This is a genomic window from Listeria cossartiae subsp. cossartiae (assembly GCF_014224155.1).
Lineage (GTDB): Bacteria > Bacillota > Bacilli > Lactobacillales > Listeriaceae > Listeria > Listeria cossartiae.
Genome location: NZ_JAASUI010000004.1, coordinates 126,563 through 142,038, shown reverse-complemented (window position 1 = coordinate 142,038; position 15,476 = coordinate 126,563). Strand labels below are relative to the sequence as shown.

The following is a 15,476-nucleotide window of genomic DNA, read 5'->3' as shown; positions in this document are numbered from 1 at the left end:
CTGTAATGATTTTTAATGTACCTGTAATGTTAATTAGGGTAAAAACAAGTTACAATGTTAGCAGTAGAAAAGACCAATGCGGTTCTTTTTTATTTTGTCTCAATGGGGACAAATCAAAAAGCAAATTTAAATTATAAATTAACGTAGAAATTGTATTTCCTATTACAATAATCGTGATATTGTCACACCCTGAAATATAATTGTAATGCAATTAACCTATAGATGAAAAACTGTCATGGTATAATTAAGCTTATGTTGTGAGTTTAGATTCGTACCTGCAAACAGCTCATCTTCATGGTTACCATGCATTACCTAAAATGTAACTCAGCAGAAAGGCATAGTAAGGTGATAAAATGATATTAATGGAAGATGTTTATAAGAAATACCCTAACGGCATAACAGCTGCTAATGGTCTTAACATTAGCATTGGCGAAGGGGAATTTGTTTATGTAGTAGGTCCGAGTGGTGCTGGTAAATCTACCTTCATCAAAATGATTTACAGAGAAGAACGAGCGACAAAAGGTAAAATCATCGTAGACAAATTTGATTTGATTAATATGAAAAATCGTGAAATCCCATATCTTCGTCGTAACGTAGGCGTGGTATTCCAAGATTACAAATTACTTCAAAGCAAAACAGTTTACGAAAACATTGCTTATGCGATGGAAGTGGTTGAAACAGAACCATCCATAATTAAAGAACGTGTTATGGAAGTACTTGATTTAGTCAACCTCAAGCATAAAGTAAGAATGTTGCCGGATGAACTTTCCGGTGGTGAGCAACAGCGGATATCCATTGCCCGTTCGATTGCGAATATGCCTAAAGTATTAATAGCAGATGAACCGACCGGTAACCTGGATCCTGATACTTCATGGGAAATCATGAACATCCTTGAAGAAATAAGCAATCGCGGAACAACCATCGTGATGGCAACCCACAACAAAGAAATTGTTAACACATTGAAACACCGGGTAGTCGCTATCGAGAATGGAAGAATTGTTCGAGATGAGCAGCAAGGAGAATATGGCTATGAAATTTAGGACTGTAGGAAGACATATAAGAGAAAGTTTTAAGAGCCTTTACCGGAATGGTTGGATGACCTTTGCAGCAGCGAGTGCAGTAACAGTAACACTTATCTTAGTCAGCGTGTTTTTTGCAATATTGATCAACATGAACAAGCTTGCAACAGATGTAGAAAACAATGTACAAATTAACGTACATATTTCTCTAAGCGCAGACAAGAAACAGCAGCAAGAACTTGAGAAAAACATTGAGAAGATTGATGGAGTTGATAGTGTCAGCTTTTCTTCTAAGGATGACGAATTGAAGAAATTAGTTGGCGCGTACGGCAAAAACTTCGAATTGTTTAAACAAGATAATCCACTATATGACGTCTTCGTTGTAGAAGCTAAAGAGCCGACACAAACGAAGGAAATTGCTAAAAAAATAGAAAAATTACAGTACGTAGATAATGTAGAGTATGGCGAGAAAACAGTCGACAAATTGTTTGATACCTTGAAATGGGGCCGATATGCTGGTATTATACTAAGCATTGGTTTATTACTAACAGCAATGTTCTTAATATCAAACACAATCAAGATTGCCATTTTCTCCCGTCGTAGAGAAATAGAAATAATGAAATTAGTAGGAGCGACCAACTGGTTCATACGCTGGCCTTTCGTTTTAGAAGGAGCTTGGCTGGGATTAATTGGCTCGATTGTACCGGTTGTGTTAACATTCATAGGTTATGTTAACATTTACAACTTAATCAATCCGAAGTTAGTGACTAGCTCACTATCACTTCTACCACCAACACCATTTGCCTATCAAATTAGTGGCTTGATTATTGCAATCGGCGTACTAATCGGGATTTGGGGAAGCGTAATATCTATCCGCAGATTCTTGAAAGTTTAACAAAGAAAATTACTCAAATCGAAATAAAAATAATCTAAAAGAAAAAGCTAGGGAGCTTTTTAGGAGGTAAACTTTTTGAAGAAGAATACGTTTATTGCGATTTCACTCGCAGCAGTTATCAGTTTAACACCGGCCTTTACCACAAATGTTTCTGCCGACGTGAATACAGACATTCAAAATCAAGATAAAAAAATCAACGACATCAAGTCTAAGAAAACAGATTTACAATCAGATCTTTCTGGTTTAGTAGCTGACCTTGAGAAAGCGCAAGAAAAAGCGAAAACTTTACAAGGAGAATTTGATCAAACTGGTAAAGAACTTAAAAAACTAAATGAAGATATTAAAAGTATCAATGAACGTATTAAAGAACGCGAAACAGTTTTAAAAGAACGTGCTCGCGCAATGCAAAAAACTTCTAATTCTAACGCTTATCTTGAAGTTATCTTAGATGCAGAAAACCTTTCCGATTTAGTTGGTCGTGTTTCTGCAGTTAATCAATTAGTTGAATCTGACAAAACTATTTTAGAAGATCAACAAAATGATGAAAAAGCTTTAAAAACAAAACAAACTGCTGTTAAGAAAAAACAAGAAGAACAAGCAACAGCAATTCATGAATACGAAGCAGAACAAAACAAAATTGAAGCACAAAAAGCTGAAAAAGAAGCAATCGTTGCTCAACTAGCTTCTGAACAAGCTACTGCTGAAAACGAAAAAGCTGGTCTTGTAAATGCAGCTAAAGCAGCGTCTGAACGCGCAACTGCTTTACGTGCAGCAACATCTTCAAACGTTGGAGAATCAAATAATTCTTCTTCTAGCAAAAATAATTCTACATCTGTAGAAGCAGCTAGTAACAATGCAGCACCATCTAATGTTGCTCCATCAACTGGTGGCGGATATGGTTCGATGATGTCTGCAGCAAGAGCGCAACTTGGAAAACCTTATAGCCTTGGAGCAAGCGGCCCAAGCGCGTTTGACTGTTCTGGATTTACTTCTTATGCATTCCGTGCAGCTGGCGTTTCTCTTCCAAGAACTTCTGGTGGACAATATGCAGCAGCTTCAAAAATCAGTGCTAGTCAAGCAAAACCAGGTGACTTAGTATTCTTTAACTACGGAAGCGGAATTGCTCACGTTGGAATTTACGTTGGTGGCGGTCAAATGATCAACGCGCAAAACAATGGCGTTAAATATGACAACATCACTAGCGGTTACTGGGCTAAATATCTTGTAGGATATGGCCGTGTAGCTAACTTCTAATCATTATTGAAAAGTTAAAAAGCACCTTTGTCATTTTAAACAAAGGTGCTTTTTTATATGGAACATTAAAGGGAATTATGAAGTTCCTAGTCAAATAGAGAATAGAAAAGGAGCTTAATATGTTAAAAAAATATGGGGTAGCAACAGCACTAAGCCTATTGATTATTGCCGCACCATTAAGCGGCGCACATGCGGAAAGCATTAATGACATGCAAAAACGCCAAAATGAAATCGAACAAAAGAAATCAGAACTCGATAAAAATTTAGATTCGAAAAACACAGAACTAAACCACTTAGAAAGCGCTGAAAAAGACGCTGCTAAAGAATTAGAATCACTTTTAAAAAGCATTGATGAAACAGATAAGAAATTAAAAGAGCAAGAAGGTAAAGTAGATTCTGAAAATGAGAAACTCAAGCAACTGAAAAAAGAAATGGAAAAACTACGTAACGACATTCGCGATCGTCAAAAAGTACTTGATAACAGAGCGCGTGCTATCCAAACAACTGGAACAGCAACTGCTTACTTAGATATGATTTTTGAAGCGAATGATTTTAAAGAACTTATCGACCGCGTGACAGTTGTATCCGCAATTGTAAAAGCGGACCAAGACATTATGCAAGACCAAAAAGATGATCAAGATAAACTAAAAGTAGCAGAAACTACTTCTGAGAAAAAACTGGAAAACTTAAAAGTACTTGCAGTTGAATTAGAAGTTTCGAAAAACAACATGGAAAGTCAAAAACAAGAAAAAAATGATTTAGTAATGGCTCTTGCGAATAAAAAAGACTTAACGAAGAGCGAACAAAGTCTTTTAGCTAGTGAACAAGGTGCGCTCACTGATGAAGAAAAACGACTTGCTTCCAGTATCGCTGGTGAAAAAGCAAAACAAGAAGCGGCAATCAAAGCAGCTGAGGAAAAACGTATGCAAGAAGCCGCATCAAGTTCTCACAATTCAACAACTGTAAATAATTCAGGTTCAGGCTCAAGCGGATCAACCGAAACAGTTGGCTCCGGTGGCAGTGGTCTATTTATTAAACCAGCATCTGGAATTTTAACGTCTGGATTTAGCGAACGAACCAACCCGGTAACTGGTAAATATGAATCTCATAAGGGACAAGATATTGCAGGTGGAGGTACTATCACAGTATCGGCCGCTGCATCAGGAACAGTAGTATTTTCTGGCTTCGGTGCTTCAGGTAGTGGCTTTGGCGGCTATGGTTATGTTGTTAAAATTGACCACGGTAATGGTTACCAAACACTATACGGACATATGCGCGCAGGCAGCCTAAAAGTAGTTACTGGTCAACGCGTTTCCCAAGGCCAACCAATTGGTATTATGGGATCAACCGGCCAATCGACTGGTCAACATCTTCATTTTGAAATTCACAAAAATGGCGTTCCAGTCAATCCAGCACCATATCTATAATTTTTTTAAAACCATTGGCATCGAGTCAATGGTTTTTTTCTGGAATAGAAGCGAACTGGAATAGGCTAAACGCCGATTTTATGATATGATACTACTATCAGTTTGTGTAAGAAAAGGGGGAACACAATGGGGCTGTTGGCTTATCTATTAGTGATTTTGCTAATATTAAATGTATTCTTTGCGGCAGTGACGGTCTTCTTGGAAAGACGCGATACATCCGCCACTTGGGCTTGGTTACTAGTCTTAACTTTTGTTCCGATATTTGGTTTCATTATTTACTTGATTTTTGGGAGAAAATTATCTGGGAAAAAGATTTTTGATTGGAAAGGGCAAGAAAAAATTGGGATTCAGGAATCTACTGCCAACCAAATAGAAATGATTCGGCAAAAAGAATTTCCGTTTAGCGATCCGAATGTGAAAAAGCATCGCGATTTAATTTATTTATTACTCGTTAATGATGGTGCTATTTTGACGCAAGACAATGAAGTAGAGCTTTTTGTGGATGGTCACGAAAAATTCGATGCTTTAATTGCGGATATCGAAAAAGCGAAAGATCACATACATCTAATTTACTATATATTTCATTCCGACGAACTTGGCAATCGTTTAATGCGCGTGCTCGAACGAAAAGCAGCAGAAGGCTTAAATGTTAAAATTATCTATGATGCAATGGGATCAAGGACGACAAAAAAATCATTTTTCCGTACCTTTGAAAAAAATGGTGGTTTAGTTAGACCGTTTTTCCCATCCAAATTACCATTGATTAATTTCCGCCTCAACTACCGAAATCACCGAAAATTAGCGATAATTGATGGAGATGTTGGTTATATTGGGGGCTTTAATATTGGCGATGAGTACCTCGGGGCATCAAAGAAATTTGGTTACTGGCGTGATACGCATTTACGCGTGCATGGAAAAGCTGTTTATGCGATGCAAACGCGCTTTATTATGGACTGGAATTCGGCATCATCGACACATAAAATTGATTACAAAGCGCGATACTTCCCTACTTTTCATGGGAAAGGTCACACGAGTATGCAAATTGTTTCGAGCGGACCAGATTCTGAATGGCAACAAATTAAAAATGGTTACATTAAAATGATTAATGCTGCCAAAAAAACAATTTATTTACAATCGCCTTATTTTATTCCTGATGCGAGCTTACTTGAAGCCATCAAAATTGCCGCGCTTTCTGGGGTTGATGTACGAGTAATGATTCCAAATAAACCGGACCATGCTTTCGTTTACCGAGCAACAACGAACTACGCCGGGGAATTAATGGAAACAGGCGCGAAAATATTTATTTACGATAATGGCTTTATTCACGCAAAAACACTCGTTGTCGATGGTGAAATTGCTTCGGTCGGAACAGCTAACATGGACTTCCGCAGTTTCCGACTTAATTTTGAAGTCAATGCCTTTATTTATGAAAAGCAAATGGTGCAGCAACTAGAAGATGCCTTTTTAGAAGATATTTTAAAATCGTATCAACTGACACCTGAATTATATGCAAAACGGTCTTTATGGATTAAATTTAAAGAAGCGGTAAGCCGACTTTTATCGCCTATATTATAGAAGTATTAAAGAAAGCTGGTGTAGAAAATGAATGTTTTTGTTGAAATACTAAATGGAATAGGTAGACTGCTTCTACAACCAGCATTATATGTAGGAATTCTTTTAGTTATAATGGCTGGTTTCAACCGCGTAAAGTGGGAACGAAAGTCATTTAGTATCAGTATATACTCACCTTGGTTAGAATTGAAAAATTTCTTCGGACTAAGTTTGTTATTTGGATTGGCTATTTCGGTCGTTACAGCGCTAATCGGTTTTGGTGTCATGATCGAATGGGTTGCCATTTTTAATGCAGTAGCATGTTTCTTATTGATTGTTGGGATGTTCCGATTAAGTTCGACTGCTTTTACAATCGGAATTACGAGTTTGATCTTTTATTTCTGCTATTATTTTGATATTGATTTAGCGCCATTTAAAAATGTGGCTTTAACGTATGATTCGCTTTATATTGATAATTTTATGGTTTCGATGACATTTTTACTTGCGATATTATTATTTATAGAAGCTTTCTTAATTCAATATACAAGTGCAAAAAATCCGTCACCATCCTTACGAAAAAGTAAACGTGGCAAATTAGTAGGTTCTTATCAGTTAAGAAAATTATGGTTTGTGCCGATCGTCATGTTTATCCCAGGAGATGTATTCACGAAAATTTTCGAATGGTGGCCAGTTTTTGCGATTGGTTCTCAGTCGTATTCCCTAATTATTTTACCGCTGTTTATCGGTTTCCAACAACAAGTACAAGGACAATTTCCAGAAGAAGCTAGTCGGAAAACCGCTATTCAAGTTACAACACTTGCAACAATCATTGCGGTAGCTGGTTTAGTTGGAATTGTCATGCCAGTACTTACATTATTTGCCTTTATGTTCGCTGTTATTGGCCGTTTCTGGATTTCCTACAGCCAATATCGCGCAGAAAAATTATTGCCGAAAAAATTTGGACCGCAGCCGGATGGACTTGTCATTCTAGGTGCGCGCGCGGCAACGCCTTCTGCACGCTTAAACTTAAAAGCTGGCGAAAAAATTACAGAAGTGAACGGTCAACCAGTTCATACGCGCGAAGAATTATACGAAGCGCTTAACTTAAACCGTGCATTTTGTAAGCTAAAAGTAATCGATAATGACGGCGAACCACGTTTTGAACAAACAGCACTTTATCAGAATGAATCATTTGAACTTGGTTTGTTGTTAGTTGAACCAAGATAATTTTAAGGCACCAGTGTTGTTGGAAAGCAGCATTGGTGTTTTAAGTTTTTGTAAAGATAAGATTAATATAAAGGCATTTCTACCCGAAAAAGGTTAATTCATGCTATATTTTAGATAAAAGGGTTACATAAAGAAGGGATGGGAAGTACGTTGGTAAAAATTCTTGTAGTTGATGATGAGGCTTCTATTGTTACCTTGCTGCAATTTAATATTGAAAAAGCTGGATTTGATGTAGTGACAGCGGAGGACGGCAGAACTGGATATGAACTTGCTCTCTCTGAAAAACCAGATTTAATTGTGCTTGATTTAATGCTTCCTGAAATGGACGGAATCGAAGTAACGAAAAAACTTCGTCAAGATAAAGTAAACGTGCCAATTTTAATGTTAACAGCTAAAGATGAAGAGTTAGACAAAATTATCGGGCTTGAACTTGGGGCAGATGATTATATGACAAAACCATTTAGCCCAAGAGAAGTAGTCGCGCGAATTAAAGCAATTTTGCGCCGAACAGAAGGAAAAGCAGAAATCATCGAAGAACTAACAGAGGACGCGGAAGCAACAATACTAATTGGCGATTTGAAAATTTTGCCAGATAGTTATGAAGTGTATTTGCAAGACGATTTGCTGGATTTAACACCGAAAGAATTCGAGTTATTATTATTCCTTGCGAACCACCGCGGCAAAGTTTTTTCAAGAGATCAATTGCTGGATACTGTTTGGAATTATGACTACGTTGGCGAAACCCGAATTGTAGACGTTCATGTCAGCCATTTACGCGATAAAATCGAAATAGATACCAAGCAACCGAAATACATCAAAACCATTCGCGGCTTTGGTTATAAAATGGAGAACGTAAAATAATGAAGAAATTATGGCTGAAAATCGGATTATCCTTTATTATCTTATTTTTCGTTGTGATGGTAATCGTTGGTGTTTTTTCCGGGGAACTAATGAAATCAACCTATTTAAATATGAAAGAAAGTCAATTAGAAGATGACGCGAAAATCTTACTTCAAACAACCAATATTGAAAACCTAGACCTAGATAAAGATGCCGATGCTATTCAAAAGAGTCTTGATCCACTTGGAGATGAAATTGATGCACGCATTACGGTGATTGATAGCGAGGGTGATGTGGTAGCTGACACGAAAAAGGACCCGGATAACCTGGACAACCACATGGATCGTCCTGAAGTGGCAGATATCTTGGAAGAAGGGAAAAGCGTTGGTATTTCTATCCGTGAGAGTGATTCACTTGGTTACAGCATGCTCTATGTCGCCGTGCCAGTTAAACACCAAGATAAAACAGATGGTGTGCTAAGAATTTCGATTTCACTCGAATCTGTAGACGCGGCCGTTGCCAAGCTTTGGGGAAACCTAGCGCTAATTTTTGGTATTGCCCTTGTGATTATCGCGGCAATCAGCGTGTTCATCGCTAGAAAAATCACTAGACCGGTTCGCGAAATCATCGAAGTTTCAACGGACTTGGCTAATCATAAATACGATAGCCGCATTCACGGCAAAGTCAGCGGCGAACTTCAAGACCTTTCCATCAGTGTAAATACATTGGCGGAAAGCTTAGAAACGCAAATGTTTGAAATTAAGCAAAATGAACAACGACTCAATGCAATCGTCCAAAACTTAGTCAGCGGCGTCATGCTTATCAATATCGACAAGCAAGTAATCATGACTAACCGGACGATGTATCAAATTTTAGGAGAAACAGAAATTACTGGCAAGCCATTTTATGAAGTTATTAAAAGTTTCGCGCTTAGCCAGTTAATTGAAGCAACTTTTGAAACAAAAACGATTCAACAAAAAGAAATTATTCTTTATTTCCCACGTGAAATGATTTTAGATGCAAGTGTTTCACCAATTTTAGCTGAGAATGGAGAAATTACCGGGATTATCTTACTTTTGCATGATATTACCCAGATTCGTCATTTAGAAAATGTTCGCTCTGAATTCGTAACAAACGTGTCGCACGAACTAAAAACACCAGTAACCGCACTAAAAGGCTTCGCGGAAACATTGCTTGATGGCGCGATGTACGACGAAATGTTACTCAAAAAATTCTTAACGATTATTAAAGAAGAAAGTGACCGGTTGCATCGTTTAATTATGGATATCCTCGCGCTTTCCAGAATTGAACAAAATCCGGTCCCAGAAAATATCGAGCTAGTTGATATGGATGACGTTATCGAACAATCAGCCCGCACTATTTTCGAAATGGCGACCGAAAAACATATCCAAGTTATCATCCCAGAAAAAACAACCACATCCGTTATGATTGAAACTGATCGTGATAAATTACAACAAATTTTAATTAACCTGCTTTCTAACGCAATAAACTACACACCAGTAGATGGAAAAGTAGAAGTTAAATTAATCGAGCAAGAAGCCGAAGTTATAATAGAAGTAACTGATAACGGAATTGGCATCCCAGCTAAAGATATTGACCGTGTGTTTGAACGTTTTTACCGAGTGGATAAAGCGCGTAGCAGACACTCAGGCGGCACCGGCCTTGGACTTTCCATCGTTAAACATCTCGTCGAAAATTGCGGCGGACGAATCGAAGTGGAAAGCCAAGAAGAAGTTGGCTCGACATTCCGCGTCACTTTACCAAAAAAAGCCTAATAAATATCCTGTTTGAAAGAATGTAATCTTTCGGACAGGATATTTTTATTTTATTTACGAAACGAACAAAATTGGGGTGATAATTTACCAGTTTGCCTTCTATTTGAAAGATATTCATAAAAAAGTTTACATTTCCGACAAAAAATGTGGTTATTTACAATTACTTAACATTAGCTACACACCACCTTAAATCTCAGGCGTTATAGTAATACTTGTAAGGAATAACAATTAAAAAACAAGGTGGGAATAAGATAATGAAAAAGAAGTATTTGGGAATAGTAGCAATGTTAGCAGCAGTAATGCTTGTCTTCGCAGCATGTGGAAGTGACAGCAGTTCATCAGATAAAGCAAACGGATCAACAAAAGGGGATAAAGAAGTTTCTGGCTCATTAACAGCAGTCGGATCCACTGCACTTCAACCACTCGTTGAAGCAGCTTCCAAAGAATTTACAAACACGAACCCTAAAGCACAAATTAATGTGCAAGGCGGCGGCTCTGGAACTGGTTTAACACAAGTACAACAAGGCGCAGTAGAAATTGGTAACTCGGACGTATTCGCTGAAGAAAAAGACGGCGTAGATGCTTCGAAACTAGTTGATCACCGTGTAGCAGTTGTCGGAATGGCTCCAGTAGTAAATAAAGATGTAGGCGTTAAAAACATCACTAAACAACAATTAATCGATATCTTCACTGGTAAAACAACTAACTGGAAAGACGTTGGTGGTAAAGACGAGAAAATTACAATCATCAACCGTGCAGAAGGAAGCGGAACACGTGCTACTTTCGAAAAATGGGGACTTGATGGTAAAACACCAATTAAAGCACAAGAACAAGATTCATCTGGTACAGTTCGTAAAATCGTAAGCGAAACTCCAGGAGCAATCAGCTACCTAGCATTCTCTTACATTGACGCTTCTGTCGTTGGTCTTTCACTAGACGGCGTTGAACCAACAGAAGATAAAGTAGCAACAAACGACTGGAAAATCTGGTCTTATGAACATATGTATACTAATGGCGAACCAAAAGGTCTAACAAAAACTTTCTTAAAATATATGACTTCTGATGAAGTACAAAACAATATCGTACCACAACTTGGTTACCAATCAATCAAATCCATGAAAGTGGAACGCGATGCATCTGGTAAACTAACTGACGTAAAATAAAAAGAATGAAATGGGCGTCTATCCTAGTAGTATCGGGATAGACGTATACCCATGTTAGGAGTAAACATGGGAGGAGAAAGGAGCTTACGTGACTTGGAAGCGATAAAAGAAAAGAAGCTTACACAAACTTCTAAAAAGGCGCATCTCGAAACTAGAGGCAAAATTATTACATTCATTTGTATTTCCATCATGGTTATTGCCGCAGCGTCTATTTTATTTTTTGTTATATCAAAAGGTTTAGCTACATTTACGGTCAATAAAGTGTCTTTTGTTGATTTTATAACTGGAACAGACTGGAATCCTTCGCAAAAAGATGCAAATGGTAATCCATTAGTTGGCGCTTTGCCGATGATTATTGGTTCCTTTGCAGTAACCCTTTTTGCGGCTTGTATTGCCGGACCACTTGCAATTGGTGCCGCAATTTTCATGGTGGAAATTTCACCTAAGTTTGGGAAAAAAGTTTTACAACCAGTTATGGAACTTTTAGTTGGTATTCCATCTGTTGTTTATGGATTCATTGGACTAAGTGTAGTCGTTCCGTTTATTCGTGACCATATTTCGGGAAGCGGGTTTGGTATTGCAGCGGCGACAGTTGTTTTGACGGTCATGATTTTGCCGACTGTTACTTCACTCAGCGTAGATGCGATTAAATCTGTGCCACGTCATTACCGCGAAGCTTCTTTGGCGCTTGGAGCAACACGTTTCCAAACGATTTGGAAAGTCGTGCTTCGTAGTTCGCGCTCTGGGATTTTGACAGCGATTGTTTTTGGGATGGCTCGTGCATTCGGTGAAGCCCTTGCTGTACAAATGGTTATCGGGAACTCGGCTGTTATTCCAACATCATTATTTGAGCCAGCTTCCACATTAACTAGTATTTTAACAATGGGTATGGGAAATACAGTTATGGGCACGCTTGATAATAATATCCTTTGGTCACTTGCAATGGTGCTACTAGCAATGTCACTATTCTTCATCATTGTGATCCGCTTCATCGGACGTAGGAGGAAAGTCAAATGAATGTAAAAACAAAAGATAAAATCGCAACAGGCGTATTTTATGCTATTGCCGTATTAATTGTTGTTATCTTAGCTGGTTTATTAGGCTATATTTTAGTAAAAGGTGTTCCGCAACTTAGCTGGAAGTTTTTGACGACCCCACCACAGTCGTTCCAAGCTGGCGGTGGCATCGGCCCAGAAATCTGGAATTCATTTTATATGCTCATTATTACTATGATTATTTCTGTCCCTATCTCGCTCGGAGCGGGAATTTATATGGCAGAATATGCGCGTAAAAATTGGATTACAGATTTAATTCGCACAACGATTGAAGTGCTTTCCTCACTTCCATCTATCGTTGTTGGGCTATTCGGTTTCCTTGTTTTTGTTATCCAAATGGGGTGGAGCTTCTCGGTTATTTCCGGGGCGCTTACACTAACGATTTTCAATTTACCACTATTAATTCGTGTTGTCGAAGAAGCACTTAATGCGATTCCAAACACGCAACGTGAGGCCGGGCTTGCGCTAGGTTTATCCAGATGGGAAACGATTACGCGAGTACTTGTTCCAGCCGCACTACCAGCAATTATTACAGGGGTTATTTTAGCAGCAGGACGGGTATTTGGTGAAGCAGCCGCGCTTATTTTCACAGCAGGGCAGAGTACGCCAATCCTTGATTTTACTGACTGGAACCCAATGAACCCAGCATCACCACTAAATATTTTCCGCCCAGCAGAAACGCTAGCTGTTCATATTTGGAAAATTAATGGGGAAGGAATTATGCCGGATGCGCAAGCTGTTTCGGACGGAGCCTCTGCTGTATTAATTCTTTCGGTATTACTTTTCAACGTCCTAGCTCGTTTGCTTGGAAAATTTGTTTATAAACGCATGACCTCGTCGTAAAAAGCCAGGAAAAGGAGATTAAAATGATGTTAACAAAGAAACCTGAAATCAATACAATTTTACAAGCAACACCAGATCCTCATTCACTTCCTGCTGCAATGGCGACCGAGGATTTGCACGTATATTACGGGGATAATCACGCAATCAAAGGTGTTGATTTAACTTTCCCGGAAAATAAAGTGACAGCTCTGATTGGGCCATCTGGTTGCGGGAAATCTACTTATTTAAGAGCCTTAAATCGCATGAATGATGAAATTGACGGTTGCCGTATGGAAGGCCAAATTTTATACGATGGCATTAATATTAACCGTAAAGAAGTCGATTTGTACAACGTTCGTAAAGAAATCGGGATGGTATTCCAAAAACCAAACCCATTTACCAAATCCATTTATGAAAATGTTGCTTTTGGACTCAAACGTCATGGCATGAAAAATAAAAAAGAAATTATGGAGCGCGTGGAGAAAAGTTTGCGTCGTGCAGCTCTGTGGGACGAAGTAAAGGACGATTTAGGAAAAAGTGCGCTATCGCTTTCCGGTGGGCAGCAACAACGACTTTGTATCGCTAGAGCTGTTGCCATGCAGCCGAAAGTGTTACTGCTTGATGAACCAGCATCTGCACTTGATCCGATTTCAACAAGTAAAATTGAAGATTTAATCAATGAACTGAAAAATAAATATACAATCATTATCGTAACGCATAATATGCAACAAGCAGCGCGGGTTTCTGACTACACTTCTTTCTTCTATTTAGGCGAAGTCGTGGAATTCTCAGGAACATCCGAACTTTTCACGAATCCTCAACAAAAACAAACCGAAGACTATATTTCTGGTAACTTTGGCTAGAAAGGAGCTTTTTTATGACAACCGAAACTGCTGAAAAAGTAGAATATATCATTGAAACAAAAGATGTAGATTTATTTTATGGTTCCAAACAAGCACTACAAAAAATCGCGTTAAATATTAAGAAGAATCAAGTGACTGCCTTAATTGGTCCATCGGGTTGTGGGAAATCTACTTTCCTTAGAACGCTTAACCGAATGAATGATTTAATTCCCAATGTGAAAACAACTGGTGAAATCCATATTGGTGGCGAAAATGTCCAAGATCCTAAAATCGATATGGTTAATTTACGAAAAAAAGTGGGTATGGTTTTCCAACAAGCCAACCCGTTCCCATTTTCGATTTATGATAATGTCGCTTATGGACCGCGGATGCACGGTGTGAAAGATAAAAAAGTGCTTGATGAGATAGTAGAAAGAAGTTTGCGTCAGGCGGCTCTTTGGGAAGAAGTACATGATAGGCTGGATCGTTCGGCGATTGGAATGTCAGGTGGACAACAGCAGCGACTATGTATCGCGCGCGTGCTTGCCGTTAAACCGGATGTCATCTTGATGGATGAGCCAACTTCGGCACTAGATCCCATTTCGACAGCGAAAGTGGAAGACTTGATTTTAGAACTAAAGAAAGATTATACCATTGTAATTGTGACGCATAATATGCAACAAGCTTCCCGAATTTCCGATGAAACGGCCTTTTTCCTCAACGGTCGCATCGTGGAATTTGCGGATACAACAAGTATTTTTACTAACCCAGCAGAAAAAGAAACCGAAGACTATATTTCAGGACGATTTGGATAAAGGAGTGTTATTATGGTAGTCAGAAAAATTTTTACGGAACAGTTAAACGACTTGCACCAACATCTAATGGAAATGGGAATGCTTGCGAACGAAGCAATTTTTAAAGCAGTGAAGTCGCTTGTGCACCGCGATACGGAACTTGCGAAACAAGTAGTCGCAGAAGATAAAGCAATCAATAACATGGAACTTTCACTGGAACAACGCTCTTTTGAATTAATCGCTTTGCAACAACCAGTTGGCATGGATTTACGAAAAATTGTTACTGTGCTGAAAACAAGTTCTGATTTAGAACGGATTGGCGACCACGCAGTAAGTATTGCCAAAACAGCTATTTTAATTGGCGAAAGTAAAGTTTTAAAGCCCATTCCGGAAATCCCCGAAATGGGCGAAATCGTAAAATCAATGTTACAAGATGTGTTAAAAGCATATCTTGCAGAGGATGACGTTGCTGCTCGAGAAATTGCAATGCGTGATAATGAGGTTGATAAGCTACACAAAATCGTTTATCAAAAATGTATTCATTTCATGCAAGAAGAACCAGAACATATTGAAGATGTTTCGCAATTGTTATTAGTTTCTCAATATATCGAACGCATTGGTGATTATGTAACGAATGTGTGCGAATGGATTGTTTACTTGAAGAGTGGCGAAATTGAAGATTTAAATAGATAAAAAAAGCCCGATTTTCCTTTCCACAGGTTAATCGGGCTCTTTTTGGTGTGTTAGGCGGTTTAAATAACTTCTCAAATATTTAAAACCATTTTTATTCC

Annotated in this window: 14 protein-coding genes; all 14 read left to right on the top strand. The window is 38.4% G+C overall.

Annotated features, from left to right (window positions below):
* The first annotated feature begins 353 nt into the window (after positions 1-353).
* Positions 354-1,040: a cell division ATP-binding protein FtsE gene (ftsE, locus tag HCJ30_RS12080; protein WP_185392347.1), complete on the top strand. Its 687-nt coding sequence runs from the start codon at positions 354-356 to the stop codon at positions 1,038-1,040.
* A complete protein-coding gene (ftsX, locus tag HCJ30_RS12075; protein ID WP_185392346.1) occupies positions 1,030-1,914 on the top strand; it encodes a permease-like cell division protein FtsX in 885 nt (294 codons plus the stop codon). The genes ftsE and ftsX overlap by 11 nt, the downstream gene beginning before the upstream one ends.
* A 75-nt stretch (positions 1,915-1,989) precedes the next feature.
* Entirely contained in the window at positions 1,990-3,168 is a 1,179-nt protein-coding gene (locus HCJ30_RS12070; protein WP_185392345.1) for a C40 family peptidase, read from the top strand.
* A gap of 119 nt (positions 3,169-3,287) precedes the next feature.
* Positions 3,288-4,595, top strand: a complete 1,308-nt coding sequence (locus tag HCJ30_RS12065; RefSeq protein WP_185392344.1) for a murein hydrolase activator EnvC family protein — start codon at positions 3,288-3,290, stop codon at positions 4,593-4,595.
* 126 nt (positions 4,596-4,721) lie between these two features.
* Positions 4,722-6,170: a cardiolipin synthase gene (gene cls, locus HCJ30_RS12060; RefSeq protein WP_185392343.1), complete on the top strand. Its 1,449-nt coding sequence runs from the start codon at positions 4,722-4,724 to the stop codon at positions 6,168-6,170.
* Between the two features lie 27 nt (positions 6,171-6,197).
* On the top strand, positions 6,198-7,373 hold the full coding sequence (locus HCJ30_RS12055; protein ID WP_185392342.1) for a PDZ domain-containing protein: 1,176 nt from the start codon (positions 6,198-6,200) through the stop codon (positions 7,371-7,373).
* A 150-nt stretch (positions 7,374-7,523) separates the two neighbouring features.
* On the top strand, positions 7,524-8,234 hold the full coding sequence (locus HCJ30_RS12050) for a response regulator transcription factor (RefSeq protein ID WP_185392341.1): 711 nt from the start codon (positions 7,524-7,526) through the stop codon (positions 8,232-8,234).
* Positions 8,234-10,009, top strand: a complete 1,776-nt coding sequence (gene pnpS, locus HCJ30_RS12045; protein ID WP_185392340.1) for a two-component system histidine kinase PnpS — start codon at positions 8,234-8,236, stop codon at positions 10,007-10,009. The genes HCJ30_RS12050 and pnpS overlap by 1 nt, the downstream gene beginning before the upstream one ends.
* 254 nt (positions 10,010-10,263) lie before the next feature.
* On the top strand, positions 10,264-11,172 hold the full coding sequence (locus HCJ30_RS12040) for a phosphate ABC transporter substrate-binding protein (RefSeq protein ID WP_185392339.1): 909 nt from the start codon (positions 10,264-10,266) through the stop codon (positions 11,170-11,172).
* Positions 11,173-11,265: 93 nt separating this feature from the next.
* Positions 11,266-12,189, top strand: a complete 924-nt coding sequence (gene pstC, locus HCJ30_RS12035) for a phosphate ABC transporter permease subunit PstC (RefSeq protein WP_077949479.1) — start codon at positions 11,266-11,268, stop codon at positions 12,187-12,189.
* On the top strand, positions 12,186-13,070 hold the full coding sequence (gene pstA, locus HCJ30_RS12030; RefSeq protein ID WP_149045352.1) for a phosphate ABC transporter permease PstA: 885 nt from the start codon (positions 12,186-12,188) through the stop codon (positions 13,068-13,070). Before pstC ends, pstA begins: the two co-directional genes overlap by 4 nt.
* Positions 13,071-13,096: 26 nt before the next feature.
* On the top strand, positions 13,097-13,912 hold the full coding sequence (gene pstB / locus HCJ30_RS12025) for a phosphate ABC transporter ATP-binding protein PstB (RefSeq protein ID WP_003725427.1): 816 nt from the start codon (positions 13,097-13,099) through the stop codon (positions 13,910-13,912).
* A 14-nt stretch (positions 13,913-13,926) separates the two neighbouring features.
* A complete protein-coding gene (gene pstB / locus HCJ30_RS12020) occupies positions 13,927-14,706 on the top strand; it encodes a phosphate ABC transporter ATP-binding protein PstB (protein WP_008948736.1) in 780 nt (259 codons plus the stop codon).
* 12 nt (positions 14,707-14,718) lie between these two features.
* On the top strand, positions 14,719-15,378 hold the full coding sequence (gene phoU / locus HCJ30_RS12015; protein WP_008948735.1) for a phosphate signaling complex protein PhoU: 660 nt from the start codon (positions 14,719-14,721) through the stop codon (positions 15,376-15,378).
* Positions 15,379-15,476: the final 98 nt, after the last annotated feature.